The following is an 18933-nucleotide window of genomic DNA, read 5'->3' as shown; positions in this document are numbered from 1 at the left end:
TTTTAGGACGAACTAATTTGTTGTCCGTAGCTAATTGTATGCCGTGTAATAGAGAAATAGACTTCAAGCGATGACCAAGCGAATTATTTATTTTTGAATCGAGCTCGTTTATTTACTTTTCGCTCTTATTCTCTATAGCTTCGTTAACTTTCTGTGTAGTAGTTTATAATTGGTTACTAGAAATTGAACGATTCTAATAATAAAGTAAGGTCATCCTCTCGCCTTTTTTTTTTGAGGAATTTATTTCCCTAACGTGAGTTGTCTCAATTGTTGAGTTAGACATACGACTTATTGGAAATTAAGCGTCAATGGCACTTATTTACGGATATGTTGTATCCTCAATACGTTAATTTTTGGGTTCTTTGTCAATAGTTGGGGTGGGGATACAATTCTCCACCCTTATCCTATTTCATTGCCGACTGTTTTGTATTGATGTGTTAATAAAATTTTGGCGCGTAATCGATCAAATCGACGGTAGCCAAAAGCATTGCGTTTAATTACTTTTGTTAAATTATTTAAACCTTCTACGAAGCCATTTGAATAGTTAAATGTAAAAGAGTTGAGGATTTCTGTTTGCCAATTTTGAAGGGTTTTCACACTGCGTTGAAACTCCGGAATATCAGCTTCTTCTACCGCTTCATAAAACTTCAGAAGGAATTCCTTCGTTTCCTTTAGTTTCTCTGCACCATTCTCTTTCGCCAGTTCAAACCATTCTCGAAACTGTTCCTTTAACTGATAAGCCAATTTTAATTCTGCTGAAAAGCTGAAATAGCGTTTTAAATACCACTGGTCTTTCTCAGTTACATCCTTAGGTTTCTTAAAAAATACATGACGCTTCTTCTTTACTTTCTTACGATCGTAATCATTCCATTCCTTCTGAATACGTACTCGAACACGATCGATTGCCCAATAAATATAGCGAACAAAGTGAAAGCGATCCGCAATGATAATTGGGTTATCCAGCGCTTCTTGAACTGCTGCTTTAAATGAATGACTCATATCCATAACGACCATTTCAACATTTGCCCCATGCTCACGCAAATAGGCTTTAATGGTTTCTTTTTTCCGGTCCGGTAAAATATCAATAGGTTCTTTTGTCACTGCATCGGCAATAATTAGTTGAAACTTTTCCCCACCTGCATTGCCTTTGAATTCATCAATGGCAATCACCTTTGGCAAGGCTGTTTCTCCCTTAATTTTTCCAGGAACAATCCGATCAAATCTGCGAATGATGGTACTAACCGATGCCCCATATTGGTGCGCAATCTCAGTGAAGGTTTTGGCTTTCACTGAACGGATTTGAGCCATTTGATTCCACTCATTAGAATAGCGTTGATAGGGCGAAACAACTTGATTCTTCTCCGCAAAACGCTTCCCGCACGTACAAGCATAACGGCGTTTACGATAAAATAAAGTCGTCATTCGTTCTGCCATTTTTAAATGTTTTACCTTAGTCCAACGATAATCGTGCACACGGCGTGTATCTTCTCCACAGTTTGGACAAACCTGCGTCGTTATGGGCATTTCAAAATGAATCAGATACTGCCCTCCACGCACCTCTGTCTTTAAAATAATCGCGTCTTCAAATCCTGGTAAACTTATGTTAGAATGCATGTACACGTAACCCCCATCTTATCTTTTGTTCAGCAACTAAAGTATAAGACATTTGGGTGTTACGTGTCTTTTTTTACCCTCAAATTGTAGTAATACCCCAACATTTAGTATAGAACCAATTTTTGTTTTCTTAATTAGAAAAATCTTTCCGTTAAAATAAAAAAAAGCCAGCCGCAGCTGACTCTTTTTATTTATGCTTGAAATGGATTATCTGCATTAATATACACGCGTTCTTGGCGTAGTGCTTTACCTGTTCTATCATCAATTTCAATGAAGAAACCACTTAGTACTTCACGACCTGATTTTGGCACTTCGTAACGCGCCGGCATATTTGTTTTAAACTTGTAAATGACATTATCTTTACCCATACCAAGGATTTCATCATACGGGCCTGTCATCCCAACGTCTGTAATATACGCTGTGCCTCCTGGATAAATGCGGTTGTCCGCTGTTTGTACATGTGTATGTGTCCCAACAACTACGGAAGCTTTGCCGTCTAAATGCCAGCCAAGCGCAATCTTCTCTGACGTTGCTTCTGCGTGAAAATCGACAAATACGATTGGCGAAGTTTTACGCGCTTCTTCTACCATTTCCTCTGCCATCGCAAATGGATCCTCATGCGGCGGTAAAAATACTCGTCCATGTAAATTAATAACCGAAATCGTCACGCCATTTTTCGACACTTGCGTCATACCGCGCCCTGGTGCATCCTTCGAAAAATTTGCTGGACGAATTAAATAATCCGCGTCATCAATAAAATCAAAAATGTCTTTGTTGTCCCACGTATGGTTCCCCATCGTGATCACATCAACGCCCATTTGTAATAAATCATTATAAATACTTCGCGTAATGCCGCGCCCTGCTGCTGCATTCTCACCGTTCGCAATCACTACATCTACTGCATATTTTTTCTTCAGACGAGGTAAATATTTCTCCACTGCGTCACGGCCAATCGAACCCACAATATCACCGATGAATAGAACTTTCATATTTATGACCACACTTTCTTTCAATCAACATTCCTTCCATTCTACCACCCTATCCCACTTAGAAGCAAAAATTGCATTCCATTTTGGCTTATTCGATAGTATTTTGACAAAACAATATTGAAGTTCACCCGGAAAGAACTTTAGTTGAAGGCTATTGATTTGACTTCATTAGAACACCACTAAAATTTAGTATTTCCAATAATACATCAAAAAGACACAACTCACTCAAAATAGAGCGAGTTACTTTCCTTACGTATGTGGATCAGAAAGTTGTACTTTTTTATCCACTGAAAAAGCGAACCATTCGTCGATTTAACCGACGAATGGTTCGCTTAATTAAACTATAGGCACTTTTTCAACAACCCAATAAATCAACTTTCACTCCTCAATACTACTATAATACTTATAATAATGATGATTACGAGGCATTACATAATTATTTAATACCACTCCTAAAATTTTTGCTTGAGAAGCAGTAAGCGTTGCCTTCGCTTTTAGAACAATTTCCTTTTCTACAACACCATAATTAACGATTAACAAAGTGCCATCGCATTTGTTAGACAATATTTGTGCATCTGAAACAGATAATATCGGGGGTGCATCAAAAATTACTATGTCATAATTCTTCTTCGCATCCTCCATAAAAGCCTCCATCATTTTAGAAGAAAGTAATTCAGCTGGATTGGGGGGAATCGGACCACTCGGGATAACATATAAGCCATATACAAACGTCTCCTGAATTGCATTATTAATAGCATGCTGTCTTGTTAGCACAGTTGACAAGCCTAATGTATTAAATATGTTGAACGTATAATGCAATGTCGGTTTACGCATATCTGCATCTACAAGTAATACTTTTTTACCTTCTTGAGCAAAAACGACACCCAGATTAGAAGCATTTGTTGATTTACCTTCACCGGGTGTAGACGAAGTTACTAGAATGGTTTTTAATTCTTGATCGGGCATAGAAAATGTTATGTTTGCACGGATTGTCCGAAACTGCTCAGATATAATAGACTTCGTATCCGACACTGTAATTAGCTTGCGACCCATCATTGAAAGTTTTAACTTTTTTTTCTTTTTTCTACTCATTATTCCAAACATTATGAATTCCTCCTTACTCTACGCGATTGAAGGGGATCTTTTATCACTTTTTCTGGTGCAATTGAACCTACTAACCCCATAACTGGCAATTCCAAAACTTCTTCTATATCTTTCTCGTTTTTAATCGTTGTATCTAACATTTCTAATAAAAAGGCTAAACCAACACCAATCATTAAACCGACAACTGCAGCAATGGCCATATTAAGCAACTTTTTAGGTTTTACTGGAGATGGATTTTCACTTAACTTAGCAGCTGACAAAATATTAATATTATCAACACTCATTAATTTAGGAATTTCCTCTTTAAAAACTTCAGCTACTGTATTTGAAATTTCCACTGCCCGCAGCGGATTTTCATCTTCCACTCTAATATTGACAACTTTTGAGTTACTTTCATTTGACACTGTAATTTGTTTTGATAAACTTTCTGGCGTTGTGTTCATTTCAAGTTTCTCAATGACCTTACTTAAAATACCAGAACTTGTCATAATGATATTGTACGTACTAATTAATTGAAAATCGATTTCTGTTTTTTCCCATGAATATGCTTCTGTGCTGTTACTGTTTTGATTAACTAAAATTTGAGTTTGTGCCTGATAGATGGGGGTTAAAACATAAAAGCTAAGACCAGCAGCGATTCCAACACTAATAACAGTTAGGCTAATGATAAGTAAAAATCGTTTTCTTATTATCTTTGCGATTTCTTGTAAACTTTTTGATTCCTCCATTTAATCCCCCCCTTGTACCAAAGTCACAATACTACCCAAAGGCATATCCATTTACAAATAGTGAAATCCCTCTATTATCTTCACTTATTATTGTATGAAAAATACAGAAAATTTATTCCTATTAATCATTTTCATGGAAATTCCCAAAACAAAAAAACCCAAAGTTGCTACTAAACTTTAGGATTTCATTGCTTACTATAATTTTCGCAGCCTCTCACAATACAAGCTAAACCAACATTCAAAAATTATTTGATTTCTATCGAATCTTCACTATTTAGTCTATATAAGCTGTCCTTTGTGATAATATTTCTTTCAACATTTCTTCTACTTCAATGCCAAACTCTTCATTATTTAATGCAAACTCAACAGTCGTTCTTATAAATCCTAATTTTTCACCAACATCATATCGCTTTCCCTCAAATTCATAAGCATAGATCTTTTGAATCTCGTTCAACTTTTGGAGTGCATCAGTTAGCTGAATTTCACCACCAGCACCTGCTTCTAAATTGTCTAAGAACGTAAAGATTTCTGGTGTTAAAATATACCGCCCCATAATTGCTAAATTAGATGGTGCAGTACCTTGTATAGGTTTTTCAACTAGATTATTTACTTGATATCGCCTTCCCTCAGCAGTACAATGGTCAATAATACCGTAGCGAGATGTTTGGTCATCCGGTACTTTTTTAACACCCAATATTGAACAGTTTGTTTCATCATATTGTTCAATTAATTGTTTCAAGCAAGGTTTTTCCGCCTGCACAATATCATCTCCTAATAAAACAGCAAATGGCTCATCTCCAATAAAATTCCTAGCACACCAAACTGCATGGCCAAGCCCTTTTGGATCCTTTTGTCTTATATAGTGGATTTCAACTTTTGAGGATTGATTGATTTTATTTAGAAGCTCAAATTTCCCTTTTTTCATTAAATTATCTTCAAGTTCAAAATTTCTATCAAAGTGGTCTTCAATTGCTCGTTTCCCCTTACCCGTAACAATAATAATATCTTCTATCCCCGATTGAATGGCCTCTTCAACGATGTATTCTATTGTAGGTCGGTCAACAATCGGTAACATTTCTTTCGGCATCGCTTTTGTCGCTGGCAGAAAACGCGTTCCCAGACCAGCTGCTGGAATAATTGCTTTTTTAACTTTCTTCATATTAATTAGCTCCTCACCTGTTACTAAGTAATACTTGTCATTCGTGACTTTGTAGTTAACACATTATTTAGATTTAGATGCTGATAAACGCTGCTATTGTGTTAATAGCAGACCCTTTTTTCATAAGAATCAATGACGGAATTTAACGTAGCTAATATTTAATAATTCTTTCATTTTATTTTTATACATTTCAACACCTGGCTGATCAAAAGGATTGACCTGTAATAAAGAAGCGCTCATTGCACATGACTTCATAAAAAAATAAATGAGGTAGCCTAGATGATAGGCATCCAGCCGCTCTAGTTCTAGTTGAATGACAGGTACTCCCCCTTCAGCATGCGCAATTGCAGTGCCTTGTTTGGAGATAGCATTGATTTCATTGAAGCTACGGTTAGATAAATAATTGAGCTCGTCTTCATTTCGATGGTCAAAAGGAACCTGACAATCATCTGTGATTTCCTTGAAATGAAGTAATGTTTCAAATAAAATCGGACTGCCTTCTTGTATAAATTGACCAATAGCATGTAAGTCAGTGGAATAGCTAACAGTAGCTGGAAATAACCCCTTTTTGCCTTTCCCTTCGCTTTCACCAAATAATTGCTTCCACCACTCTTGTAGTTTTGCAAGACTAGGTTCGAAAGTCGCGAGCAATTCGAGTTGATAGCCTTTTTTATATAGCGCATGGCGAATGACAGCATAACGATACGCTTCATTTAGTTCGAGATTTTCTTCTTTTAATAGAATAGCAGCCTTCTTAGCACCTTCCAGTAATCGCCTAATATCCACACCAGCTACCGCAATTGGCAAGAGACCTACTGGGGTTAGTACTGAATAGCGGCCCCCAATATTTGCAGGAATGACAAAGTGACGATAGCATGAATTCTCTGCCATTTTCTTTAACAAACCTTTTTCAGCATCCGTTGTGACGATGATCCGCTTTTGCGCTTCCTTGGCATAACGGTGTTCCATATATTTCCGAAAGACGCGAAAAGCTAATGCCGGCTCCATCGTTGTGCCTGACTTCGAAATGACGTTTACATAGATTTCTTTTTCTTTCAGACTATTTAATAACTGTTGAATATAGGCTCCACTCATATTTTGACCTACATATAACACTTGAATTCCATTTTCCTGAGTACCGAAATATGGTGTTAAAGCATTTTGAATAGCTCTTGCTCCTAAAAAAGAGCCCCCTACACCTATAACAACTAACACATCCGCTTTCGATTTAATTTCAGAAGCGATACGTTGAATTGAATCCAACATATCATCGTTTTTTTCTAAAGGGGAATGGAGCCACCCAGTTAATTCACCATTTATTTTTTCTAAATAGTGATGAATGGTAGCTACCGAAGACGAATAGCCTAACCAATCAATTTCTAAGAACGATTCATTTAAAATACCTGTTCGGATTAATTGAAATGTCAAGTTTCTCCTCATTTCACAAGTGTAATTACGTCAAACTACAATAAGTTTCTCTAGCATTCTTTGTTAAGCGCTATTTCAGTTATATTTACTATAGTTCATAACGTTCACTATCTTGTTTAACTCCTCCATTATATGAATTACCTACACGCTTAATTACTAAGGAATATTTAATAATTATGTCGTTTTAATAAGCAACAAGACATTAGAAAGACACATCTCGCCCAATATAGGGCGAGATGATGTCCTTACTTATGTAGATAAGAACTGAACCCCATCTCTTTCAGAATTCAGTCCCAACTGTAGTAAAAACACTACTTTTTTAATATCTCTAACGAATACTGCTTGTCAAAATACTTTTGGTATTGTCCACTAATAATTTGCTCCCACCATGCATTGTTATCTATATACCATTGAATCGTTTGGGCAATTCCTGTTTCAAACGTATAAGTGGGCTTCCAACCTAATTGCTCTAATTTAGTCGGATCAATTGCATAACGCTTGTCATGTCCTAACCGATCTGTCACAAACTCTATTAGTTCTTCTGATTTCCCTAATGAATGAATAATTGTTTTAACCACTTCTAAATTAGTACGCTCATTATGTCCACCTACATTGTATACTTCTCCATTTACCCCTTCGTGCAATACTAAATCTATGGCCACGCAATGATCAAAAACATGTAACCAATCACGAATGTTTTGCCCGTCCCCATAGATAGGGATTTTTTCTTCATTTAATAGGCGAGATATGGTTAAAGGAATTAATTTTTCTGGGAAGTGGTAAGGCCCATAGTTGTTTGAACAACGTGTGATGTTAATAGGTAATCCATAAGTATGATGATACGCCCGAACTAATAAATCTGATGATGCTTTACTCGCACTATATGGACTATTCGGCTGAAGCGGTGTATCTTCTGTAAAAAATGTCGTGGGATCAAAATCTAATTCCCCATATACTTCATCTGTTGAAACGTGCACAAATTTTGTAATTCCTATTTTTTTTGCCGCCTCTAATAATACTTGTGTCCCTACTACATTTGTTCGAACAAATACACCCGGATCAGTGATGGAACGATCAACATGACTTTCTGCAGCAAAATGAATAATATAATCAAATTTATGTTTTTCAAATAGAGGAATTATAATCTCATAATCAACAATATCTGCCTTAATAAAATGATAATTATCCTTTGTTTCAATCCCACGATGTTTCGTTAAATCACCCGCATACGTTAGACCATCTAAATTATAAATCTCATATTCGGGATACTTTTCAATCATATACTGAACAAAATTACCACCAATGAACCCTGCTCCACCAGTAACGAGTACTTTCTTCCTGGTCATCCATTTCGCCCCTCATTAAAAAGTTAAAATCAGAAAGACACAACACGCCCAAAATAGGGCGTGTTGATGTCCTTACTTATGTGGTTAAGAAAGTTATACTTTCTTAACCACTAAAAAAACTCTACACGTTTACATGAGAGTCAATTAATGTATTAGAAATTTCCAACAAATACTTTCCATATTCTGTTTTCATAAGCGGTTGAGCTAGTTCTAATAACCGTTTTTTAGTAATATAGCCTTTTCTAAATGCAATTTCTTCAATACACGCTATATATAACCCTTGCCTTTTTTGAATAGCCTCAACAAAATTTGATGCTTCAAGTAAAGATTCATGTGTTCCTGTATCTAACCATGCCAATCCTCTACCTGTAAGCTCCACCTTTAATTCGCCTCTTCGTAAATATTCCTCTATGATCGAAGTAATCTCCACTTCGCCCCGCTTTGACGGCTTTACGTTTTTTGCGATTTCCACTACGTCATTATCAAAGAAATACAAGCCGGGAATTGCATAAGAGGATTTAGGATTTTTAGGCTTTTCTTCTATTGAAATGGCGTTTCCATGCTCATCTACCTCTACAACACCATAGGCTCGAGGATCTTTTACATAGCAGCCGAAAATAATTCCACCAGAAGTTAAATTTGCAGCTTCTTTTAACACATTAATCCAATAAGATCCATGGAAAATATTATCTCCTAACACTAATGCCACCGAGGAATCTCCAATAAACTTTTCACCAATAATAAAAGCTTCCGCTAAGCCACTTGGATAATCTTGAACAGCATATTCAAAACTCATGCCTAGCATCGAGCCATCTCCAAGTAGTTCCTGAAAACCTTCAATATCTCTAGGTGTAGAAATAATCAAAATCTCTCTTATTCCTGCTAGCATTAATACAGATAGCGGGTAATAAATCATGGGCTTATCATAAACGGGTAACATTTGCTTTGAAACGGATTTAGTCAAGGGATACAGTCGAGTACCTGATCCACCAGCTAAGATGATTCCTTTCATTCAACGTTCACCTCTTTAATATGCTTATTATTGAAAATAATTAATTCATAGAGTTTGTCAGATTGTTTAAACTAAAGTTAGATAAAGCTAATTTGATTCTCGATTTCCTATTCTTAAAACATTGCTCAACTTATCTATCGTACATTAGTAATACTTGTCTTAATAATCGCACAAATCCTATCCACATCTCCCAAACTTAAATCTGCATAAAGTGGGAAAGTAAGGATCCTTTTCGCTATATATTTCGCTATTGGAGTTTCATCTGGAGTAAATCTATCTCGATAACACTCAAAACTATTTGTAAGTGGGAAGAAGTACTTTCGAGAAAAAATATTTTGTTTTGTTAATTCATCATGAACCTCATCTCTTGAAAGTGGAAAACCATCAAATATAACTGGAAAATATGCATAATTACTTTTAACACCTTTTTGCGGAAGGGATAAATTAATTCCTTTAATATTATTAAGATTTTCAATATACCGCTCATATATTATCTTTCTCTTATAAATTTCTTCATCTACATGTCGAAGATTGCAAAGACCCATTGCAGCTTGAAATTCATTCATTTTTGCATTACCGCCTGTATACTCCACCGTTTCTGGTCCAGTAATCCCAAAATTTTTATAACTATTTAATACCTCTTTCATGCTAGAATCGGCAAAGGTTAATGCTCCACCTTCTATTGTATTAAAGACTTTTGTCGCATGGAAACTGAACATGGAAGCATCACCCAAATTAGCCACCCCTAGTCCATCAACGGTAACACCAAAGGCATGGGCTGCATCATAAATCACTTTAAGATTAAATTTTTTTGCTATTCTCTCAATTTCTTTAAAATCACAAACATTCCCATAAACATGAACAGGAATTATGGCTGAAGTTTTTTCCGTTATTAAACTTTCAAGATTTTCCGTTTGAATTGTATAATCATGTGGATTAATATCACAGAAAACTGGCGTTAAACCGTTTCTAACAATTGCATGGGTTGTTGATGCAAAGGTAAAAGGCGTCGTGATAACCTCTCCCTTAAGTTCTAAGGCACCTATTAAATATTCAAGTGCAAGATGACCATTTGTAAATAAAGCAATGTTTGGCGTGTTTAAATACCGAGCTAACTCTGCTTCTAATCGTCTATGTTTAATCCCCATATTAGTTAGCCACTGGTTATCCCAAAGATCTTTTATTTCTTCTACATACTCATCCAAACCTGGCATTGATGAACGTGTCACTTGTATTGGATTATTCATACTAGCACCTCATTTCATGGACATTAGGGTTTTAATCTTTACCTTTATGAAATAATTTGACTTATGATATCGATAAAGTATCTGATGATTTATATTTCTTCATTTATACAGTGTACAATATATTTCATATCATCTTCTTCATAACGCTGATCACATGGTAACGGGAGAATATTGGCTGAATATTGGTACTCAATACTATTTTCTAATGCGCTTTCCAGTACATTTGGCCATAAAGTTGGAATATACAGGTTCCTCTTTATTAATTTTTTTCTAATTTCAATTGCATTTTCGGTATAAAGGGGATATGCAAAAGCCCCATTAGGTATTACTAGTTGCAATTTATTCTTTACCTTGAGCGCACTTTCTAAATATGCATAATTATTATTTCTGATTTGACGAACGTTTTCATAATCAATTGCTCCGAGAAGGTTATGAGTAAGTTTTGACATAGATTTTAAAGGCTCATCATTAAGTAACTTATCCGTTTCTTGAAAGTTAACATAAAAATCGGCAGCTAAACCTTCATAACGCCCCAAAATATGTGTCATTCTCTCTTTTGAAACATCAATCTTTAGTTCTTCACTTAGTTTTTTATCTGTTGAAAGATACGCTCCATCAGGCACTCCAAAAAACTTTCTACAAGAATAAATAGTATCAATCCCACCCAACGGTCTTTGAAAGAAGGCATGTGTATTATCTATTAATATTTGCTTATATGTTTGTTTCAGTAGAAGAATTTTCTCATTAGACAGTTGTCCATAGTAATTAACAATATAAAGGATTTCATTGTCATAAATTTTTTTATTAAATATCGGGATAAAATGGGTGTTTATTTTATAATATTCAAATTCATAGTTATTTTTATTCAACATGTCGCTTACTGAATCACATAAATAGTAAGGAATATATACTTTCTGAATCCCTTTTGACTTAAGTAAGTATAAAAATGCATTTCGTGCATTGTTTAATGCAACTAAATCATCATGATATTCATTATTTACTAACTGCTCCAAACCAAAGTATCCACCTAATTCTTTCATTACATCACCTCTAAGAAGATCAAAAATCCGAAGTATAATTTTTTGTAAATCATAAAACTCCAATTATCAGATAATTGAACAAAAAAAATTCTCAACTATCTAGATGGCTCTACACCGAAATCTGAACTTGACAGCACATTCCACTCCAGGCGGTCGCCTTCCGTTCCATGTGCCTATAAAGTAATACACTTTCTTTTAAAGTAAAGGACATGTTTTGGTAAAGACCCATCTAGATGTACCGTAAATTATTTGTTATTCGTAAATAAAGGTTCTTCAATGATAATCTTCACCCAGTTAGTCATATTGTCCACCTTATCTAACATTTCCTCCGTTGAAGAAAATTTCAGTATCATGATCCCAACCTTATCATGGGCTCCTGTAAGAGCAGAAATATCATCACCCGGTTGTACTACTAATTCATATTCCACAAGATTGTTATTTTTAAAATCTTCTTGGATCTCAATTCCTTTAAAAATCCCACTATTCTGACTATTCAATACATAACTGGCCCAGAATCCAGTAGGTTCAATCATAGTTAAATCACTACAGTCTTCACCTAGTGCTGCCTTAATCGTATATTTAAGCGTATCAATGCCCGTTGCATATTTTATTGCGTGAGGGTTCCAGTCTCCACCATTTCGCGGAGCAATCTCTATAAGATACACATTTTCATTATTATCAACACGAATGTCAAAATTGTAAGCACCTGTTTTCATATTGAGTAAATCTAAAACTCTTTGAATTTCATCGTGAATTTTATTGTGAATATGTTCTGGCATCATGTAAGGCCAACTCGCAAATACAGAAACAAATGGATTTATTCGATCTATTGAAAAATATTCATTTGATAAACATCGAAATACAAGTTTACCATCTACAGAAAAGCCATCTCCGCCAACATGAGGACCAAAGTTTTCAATATACTCTTCTATAATAAAACGTTTAACTCTTGAGAAACTTAATGCATTCTTCACTTTTTCTTCAAGAAGTTCGATTGAGTCTATTTTCGAAACCCCTTTACTCCCCGACGAATCAACCGGTTTAATCATGACAGGCATATTAAAGGTATGAAAATCAGCTTTAGCTTCTTCCAATGTGTGATATCCTTTAGCTCTAGGGATGTTAAACCCATTTTCCTTCTGAAATTCTCTAAACTTTTCCTTATTAGTCAGTAATTCCACAGATTTATATGGATGTGAAGGCAATCCTAATTTCTCAGCAACATACGCTACTGTTGGTGCTCCCGAATCTGCTGCATAGCAAACGATACCGTCTATTTGCAACGAATCTGCCAAATGTAATACAGCTTCTTTATCAGTAGTACTGACATTATAGGACTCATCGGCAAATTGGTGGCCTGGATTATCTTCTAAATAATCACAAGTTATAACGTAATAACCCATCTCTTTTGCTTTTTTAATAGCGGGAACTTGAAAATATGAACCACCTAGCATTAATAATTTTTTCATTATTACACCTCATTTGTCATTTTGAAAGATAATGAAGATTACGTATTTGTGACATCACTAAATACACTTTCTTCAACAATGATCTTAATCCAATTTGTCATATTATCCATTTTCTCTAACATTTCAGCCATTGAAGAAAATGTCAGTACCATTTTCCCTAATTGTTCGTCGGGTTTTACCATATTTCCACTGTATTTTACTAGTGCATCAATTTCAACAATATTATTTTTTAGGAATTCATTTTCAATTTCTAATCCTTTAAATAATCCACTCTTCTCACTAATAACTAGAAAACTAGACCAATATCCTACTGGTTCCGTCCTCGTTAAATCACTACAGTCCTCACCTAATGCAGCCTTTATTGTATATTTTATTAAGTCAATGTCATCTGCATATTTTATAATTTGAGTCAAGTCACCACTATTTCGTACACCTATATCCAAAATATAAATATTTTCTCTATTGTCAATTTGAACTTCAACATTAAAAGGACCTGTTTTCAGATCTAATAAATTTATTAATCTTTGAATTTCATTATCAATTTTATACTTCAAATGCTCCGGTAGATTACTAGGATAACTTTCTCCTATTGGGAGAAATGGATTTAAAAGCTTAGATTCAAAATGATTATTTGCAATACCAGAAAATACAAGATGGCCATTTACAGAGAAACCATCTACCCCCAACTGGTATCCTTGCTTTTCAATATACTCTTCAATAATAAAACGTTTGGCTCTTGAGAAGCTTAAAGCATATTCCACTTTTTCCTGAAGAAGCTCTATCGAGTTTATTTTTGAAATACCTCTACTTCCTGAAGCATCAATGGGCTTTACCATCACAGGCATTTTAAAGTTATGAAAGTCTACAATAGCTTCCTCAAGTGTTGCATAACCTATAGCTAATGGAACGTTAAAATTATTTTCGTTCAGAAATGATCGAAACAAATCCTTATTCGACAGGATCTCGACAGATTGATATGGAAATGCTGGCAATCCTAACTGTTCCGCTACATACGCTACTGTAGGCGCTCCTGAATCTGCAGCATAACAGACTACTCCGTCTAATTTTAAGGTCTTTGCTAATGCTAAAACAGCTTCTTTATCTATAGTACTAACATTGTAGTACTCGTCAGAAAACTGATGTCCGGGGTTGTCTTCAAGATAGTCACATGTTATAACGTAATATCCCATCTCTTTTGCTTTCTTAATCGCGGGAACCTGAGAAGGAGAACCACCTAGCATTAATAGTTTTTTCATTTACTACACCTCTAAAATTATTTTTTAATCTATTTGATATGGCATTAATACAGCTCTTTTACAGTGATTCCTTTTTGCCTGCTCACCATTTCTTGCAATGTCATCAATAAATACGTAAAACATTCTAGTTTAAATACCCTTGCTAAACCTATATATAAAACAACACCAACAACGATTTGAGTAATCACCGTCAGCATATCGGACATTCCAACCCACTGAATAGGATAAATTGCTGCACCCATTAATAAGGAAATTAATAAGGATGGTATAATATCTTTCCACTGCTCTTGAATACTATAATTTAACAACTTCAAATTTGGGTAGGCATTAATAAACGTAGATAGGATGCCCCCTACAAATATTCCGATAGCTATTGCATAAACTCCAAATGGTAAGCTTATTGCTAAAATAATGAGTCCGAGAATTTTTTTTGCAATTTCTAATTTTAGAAAGATATCACTCCTCCCTAAAGCATTAATAGCCTGTAAATTGGCTGTATGAATTGGCCATAATGCATAAACAGCACAGAAAATTTGTAAAAATGGAACTGCTGGTAACCATTTATCTGTTAATAAAATCTTTACTAGTGGTTCAGCAATAACAGCCAAACCAACCATCATTGGGATCACTATAAATGCACTCGTTACAATCGCTCTACGTACAATCGCTTTTACTTTTTGCTTATCATCCTGATATGACGACAGAGTTGGAAGCATAACAGACTGTATAGAACCATTGATATTGCTTATAAGAAGATTCGGAAATTGATCCCCTCTATTATAAAAACCTAGTGTCGCAGGACTAAACATTTTACCAATCAATAGATTTCTCAAATTTGAGTTGATCGTATCGAGTAGCATAGAGGCCAATAACCTCCAACTAAATGAAAATAGTTTATTTATTCTGTCAATTGAAAATATAAATTGAGGTTTCCATTTAACGGTAAACGACAAAATTATAGTAACCATTAGTTGATTCGTTAATTGATGCCCTACTAAAGCCCAAACACCAAAACCTGTGTAGGCCAACACAACCCCTACTATGCCAGAAAAAATATTGGCACTTAGGCTACTAATAAATAATTTTTTAAATTCCATATTTCTAGAAATAATAGCATTCTGAATGGAATTGAATGCCCCAAAAAACAATGTAAAAGATAAGATTCTTAAGACCCTTGCAAACTCAGGCTGTTCAAAAAATGTAGCGATAAATGGGGCTGTAATAAAAAGAAGGACATATAACAGACTTGCAACAAATAAACTCAAATAAAAAACAGATGAAAAATCTACGGCATCTGCATCTTTCTTCTGAATAAGTGCAGTATTAAATCCGCTTTGAACAAACACTCCAGCAATTGTAATAAAAATAGTTACAAGAACAATTAACCCAAATTCTTCAGGTAATAATAGTCGAGCTAACACAATCATTACAATAAATTGGATACCTTGAGTTCCTCCCCTTTCCATTAGTTTCCACAAGAGTGATGAAAGGACCTCACTTTTTTTTACTTCATGGCCCATATAAACCATTTCCTTTTTATCAATTTTAAGTAATCAGCTACTCTTGGATAATATTGATTTATAAATATAATTATCTTTCTTTTGACTCCTAATTTAGTATACAACTCTCTGAATTCTCCTGTTTTTGCCTCTTTAAACAGCCTTTGTTCTAACAATAGGTTAAATTGATTGCGACTCTTAGTTCTTGTAATAGTATCTTCATACTGGTAGTTAGTGTATTTATTTATTTCATCAAGCATAATTGCTATCTCTTCAAAATGTGTTTTTTTCTTTTCAATAGTAGACAAGTAGTTAGCAGTCCATGAACCACCCACTCCTACTCGATAAGCTGACATATATTCATCTATATAATGTACAGTACCCAGCAAAGATAAATTAATTACTAATGGATAATCACCAACTGGAGAAACATCAAAAAAGGCAGGTCTATTTTGACTAAATTTCGTTGAAAACAGAATGGTATTAGTGAGGAAAAGACCACCACCACCTTCAATCACTTCCTCAACAGTAAAAACATTATTTCCTTTATTAGGGCGATTATACGATACTAGCTTTTTGTCTAATGAAAATACGATATACCCTGCATGAACACATAAACTACAATCCGGATTATTTTCCATATAATCTACCTGTTTTTGTAATTTCTGTGGATGTGTCCAATAATCATCGCCTTCACAAAAGGCAATATACTTCCCTTTTGCTCTCTTCATATTTAATTTAGTTACCGATACCCCCTTAGATCGTTGGTTTTCCTTTTGCAATATTGGTTTTATAATATCCGGGTATTTCCTTTGATATGCTCTAATAATGTCTGCAGTACTATCTGTAGAGGCATCATCATGAATTATGATTTCATACTTAAAGTTTGTTTGTTGCATTAAAAAACTTTCAATTGCATCTTCTATATATTTTTCATGGTTATAAGTAGTACAGTGGATACTGACTAGAATATTTTCCATTCCTTACACTCCCTTTAAGAACTACTCAAGGTCCATCCACTATATTATTTACCGATAAGGATTATGAGTAAGTCTTAAATTTTTTTGTGAATAGAAGTACCAAAGGCTTTTCGTTTTTCATTTACACACAAGAAAATTATTATTTTTAAATAGCAGCAGATCGATACAGCTTACATAGCAGCTGAAATGTTCAAGGTATTGTCGTCCAGTCATTACTAAAAGCAAATATTCTTGATTATTAGTTTGGCTCTACACCAAAATCAGTACTTGACAGCACATTCCACTCCAGGCGGACGCTTTCCGTTCCATGTGCTTATAAAGTAGTACACTTTCTTTTAAAGTAAAGCACATGTTCTGGTAAAGACTCATTAGTTTTATAATATTTTTTTGAATAAGTTAATGTAACAATAAAAATAAATAATATCATTACTAATGTTCCTATTAACCCAAATGTTAATAGCATATCAATATATGCCTGGTGAAAACGTTTTCAAATTTCGAGTTAAAATCAAAGTCAGTAAAGTAATTAATTCCCTCCAAATAATATTCTTGTAAGAGGTTGATCTTGAAAGAATACTAAATGATTTCTCCAAATACTTGATCTGTTAGTAGTTAACGAATCCAATTCTTTGCTTGGAAATAGAGATAATTGACTACTAATCCTTTTTGCCATAACACTTAATACGGGAATATTTGCAGTAGCTAAGCAGCTTAGATTCCAAAAAATAGTAAGCCCTAATACAAAAGGGAAATTAATAACCTATTAAGTATAACTTCTATATATTGGAAAAAATGGTGTTTCTTCATCAAAATCATCTTCTACTCCTCTGATTTCTACTAATTCTCTATATTTTTCTTCATTAAATATCTTTTTTCCAATGAGAAAATTTGTTTCCGAATTTTTGTTGAATGCCTTTTTAAAACTGTATACACCATCCTCTTTCCCCCCTACCCCTCCACCCATATGGAGGGTTTTGTACCCATTTTCACTACCCCAGCAAGCTACTTCATACATAATTAAATTTGTTAATGCAAGTTCATCAAGCTCTTTATCTGAAGCTGACAAGAAACAGTTAATTTGTCCATTAGCATATAAGAAAATCGCCATTGCAACTATTCTCTCTTTATCATCCATAGCGTAAAATATAGATGAATGGTATTTTAAATCATGAAGGATACTATTAAAAAAATCTTTTGTAAAATAGTAATAATCTTTTGCTTTAGTATAGTCCATAGTAGAATTATATATACGGATAAATTCCCCTATTAATTCTGTATTTCTGCCCCAATAAATTTCAATCCCTGAATTCTTAGCTTTTCTAATCCGTTTCCTTTTTTCACTAGTAAGATTACTCAAAATTAGATCTCGTGAACTCAATTGCATTGTAATGGTTTTTCCAAGTATTGAGATATCATAAATGCCTTTTACATCTTCACTATTTTTAAGAACGGGGTGAAAACGGACAAATTCACTAATGATCCCTTCCTTTAGACACAGGGAACTATATTCATTATCCAGCTCCTTTAAGCTTTCCTCCGTAATATGTCCTTCTATTAGAAATCCGCCATAACCATATGGCGTCATAATATCATAAAATACATTCGGGGCTATTTTCCCTATAAACCGCTTGTCATTTGCTATATCCCTTTTCATAACAACATTCATAGCCTTAATATTTTTATCTTCATAATAGAATAGTAGTGGTTCACCGTCTTTGTGGATTTTAAAGGCTTTAACATAATCGGCAAGATAGTATACATCAAAATTATGAAAGCTCTTTACGATTTGATCCCATTTTTCTAGTTCACCAAAATTGATAAGATGAAGACAAGATTTTATTTTTTTTATTCTATTAATTTGCTTCTCCGATAACATTTATACACTTCCCTTACTAATTGATAACTGGTTTTACCCTGGCCTTTTCAATATTGGGGTTATTCTTTCCATCTCCTTTGTCACATAGTATTGAAAGAATAGGATTGTATAATGTGGTTTGTTTTAACCCATTTAGCAACCAACGTTTAAAACTATATTATCATTGCCTATTTAGTCGTCAGTTAA

15 protein-coding genes are annotated in these 18933 nt (G+C 34.4%); all 15 read right to left on the bottom strand.

All coding sequences use genetic code 11. The features are described 5' to 3' along the window. Positions 1-399: 399 nt before the first annotated feature. The gene (locus tag MHH87_RS05250) at positions 400-1620 is read right to left on the bottom strand and encodes an ISL3 family transposase (protein ID WP_340747992.1); all 1221 of its coding nucleotides are present in this window, start codon (positions 1618-1620) and stop codon (positions 400-402) included. Between the two features lie 185 nt (positions 1621-1805). After that, a complete protein-coding gene (locus MHH87_RS05245; protein ID WP_340748276.1) occupies positions 1806-2603 on the bottom strand; it encodes a TIGR00282 family metallophosphoesterase in 798 nt (265 codons plus the stop codon). 378 nt (positions 2604-2981) lie between these two features. Next, on the bottom strand, positions 2982-3707 hold the full coding sequence (locus MHH87_RS05240; RefSeq protein WP_340748275.1) for a CpsD/CapB family tyrosine-protein kinase: 726 nt from the start codon (positions 3705-3707) through the stop codon (positions 2982-2984). Then, positions 3707-4435, bottom strand: coding sequence for a YveK family protein (locus tag MHH87_RS05235; protein WP_340748274.1), 729 nt, complete (start codon positions 4433-4435; stop codon positions 3707-3709). The genes MHH87_RS05240 and MHH87_RS05235 overlap by 1 nt, the downstream gene beginning before the upstream one ends. A 274-nt stretch (positions 4436-4709) precedes the next feature. Then, positions 4710-5594, bottom strand: a complete 885-nt coding sequence (gene galU, locus MHH87_RS05230) for a UTP--glucose-1-phosphate uridylyltransferase GalU (protein ID WP_340748273.1) — start codon at positions 5592-5594, stop codon at positions 4710-4712. A gap of 129 nt (positions 5595-5723) precedes the next feature. Continuing rightward, the gene (locus MHH87_RS05225) at positions 5724-7022 is read right to left on the bottom strand and encodes a glucose-6-phosphate isomerase (RefSeq protein ID WP_340748272.1); all 1299 of its coding nucleotides are present in this window, start codon (positions 7020-7022) and stop codon (positions 5724-5726) included. Positions 7023-7333: 311 nt separating this feature from the next. Beyond that, positions 7334-8368 (bottom strand): dTDP-glucose 4,6-dehydratase, encoded by a 1035-nt coding sequence (gene rfbB, locus MHH87_RS05220; RefSeq protein WP_340748271.1) that lies wholly within the window; start codon positions 8366-8368, stop codon positions 7334-7336. A gap of 121 nt (positions 8369-8489) precedes the next feature. After that, complete coding sequence (gene rfbA / locus MHH87_RS05215; RefSeq protein ID WP_340748270.1) at positions 8490-9380, bottom strand: glucose-1-phosphate thymidylyltransferase RfbA; 891 nt, start codon at positions 9378-9380, stop codon at positions 8490-8492. A 134-nt stretch (positions 9381-9514) separates the two neighbouring features. Continuing rightward, the gene (locus tag MHH87_RS05210; RefSeq protein ID WP_340748269.1) at positions 9515-10627 is read right to left on the bottom strand and encodes a DegT/DnrJ/EryC1/StrS family aminotransferase; all 1113 of its coding nucleotides are present in this window, start codon (positions 10625-10627) and stop codon (positions 9515-9517) included. A gap of 89 nt (positions 10628-10716) precedes the next feature. Then, complete coding sequence (locus tag MHH87_RS05205; RefSeq protein WP_340748268.1) at positions 10717-11667, bottom strand: hypothetical protein; 951 nt, start codon at positions 11665-11667, stop codon at positions 10717-10719. 245 nt (positions 11668-11912) lie between these two features. After that, positions 11913-13136, bottom strand: coding sequence for an ATP-grasp domain-containing protein (locus tag MHH87_RS05200; RefSeq protein ID WP_340748267.1), 1224 nt, complete (start codon positions 13134-13136; stop codon positions 11913-11915). A 38-nt stretch (positions 13137-13174) separates the two neighbouring features. Next, positions 13175-14392: an ATP-grasp domain-containing protein gene (locus MHH87_RS05195; protein ID WP_340748266.1), complete on the bottom strand. Its 1218-nt coding sequence runs from the start codon at positions 14390-14392 to the stop codon at positions 13175-13177. A gap of 44 nt (positions 14393-14436) precedes the next feature. Continuing rightward, entirely contained in the window at positions 14437-15912 is a 1476-nt protein-coding gene (locus MHH87_RS05190; protein ID WP_340748265.1) for a lipopolysaccharide biosynthesis protein, read from the bottom strand. Then, on the bottom strand, positions 15897-16871 hold the full coding sequence (locus tag MHH87_RS05185) for a glycosyltransferase (protein ID WP_340748264.1): 975 nt from the start codon (positions 16869-16871) through the stop codon (positions 15897-15899). Before MHH87_RS05185 ends, MHH87_RS05190 begins: the two co-directional genes overlap by 16 nt. A gap of 763 nt (positions 16872-17634) precedes the next feature. Further along, a complete protein-coding gene (locus MHH87_RS05180; RefSeq protein ID WP_340748263.1) occupies positions 17635-18747 on the bottom strand; it encodes a GNAT family N-acetyltransferase in 1113 nt (370 codons plus the stop codon). Positions 18748-18933: the final 186 nt, after the last annotated feature.

This window comes from Solibacillus sp. FSL H8-0538 (genome assembly GCF_038003525.1).
Lineage (GTDB): Bacteria > Bacillota > Bacilli > Bacillales_A > Planococcaceae > JBBOPI01.
This window is presented reverse-complemented; position numbering and strand designations above follow the sequence as displayed.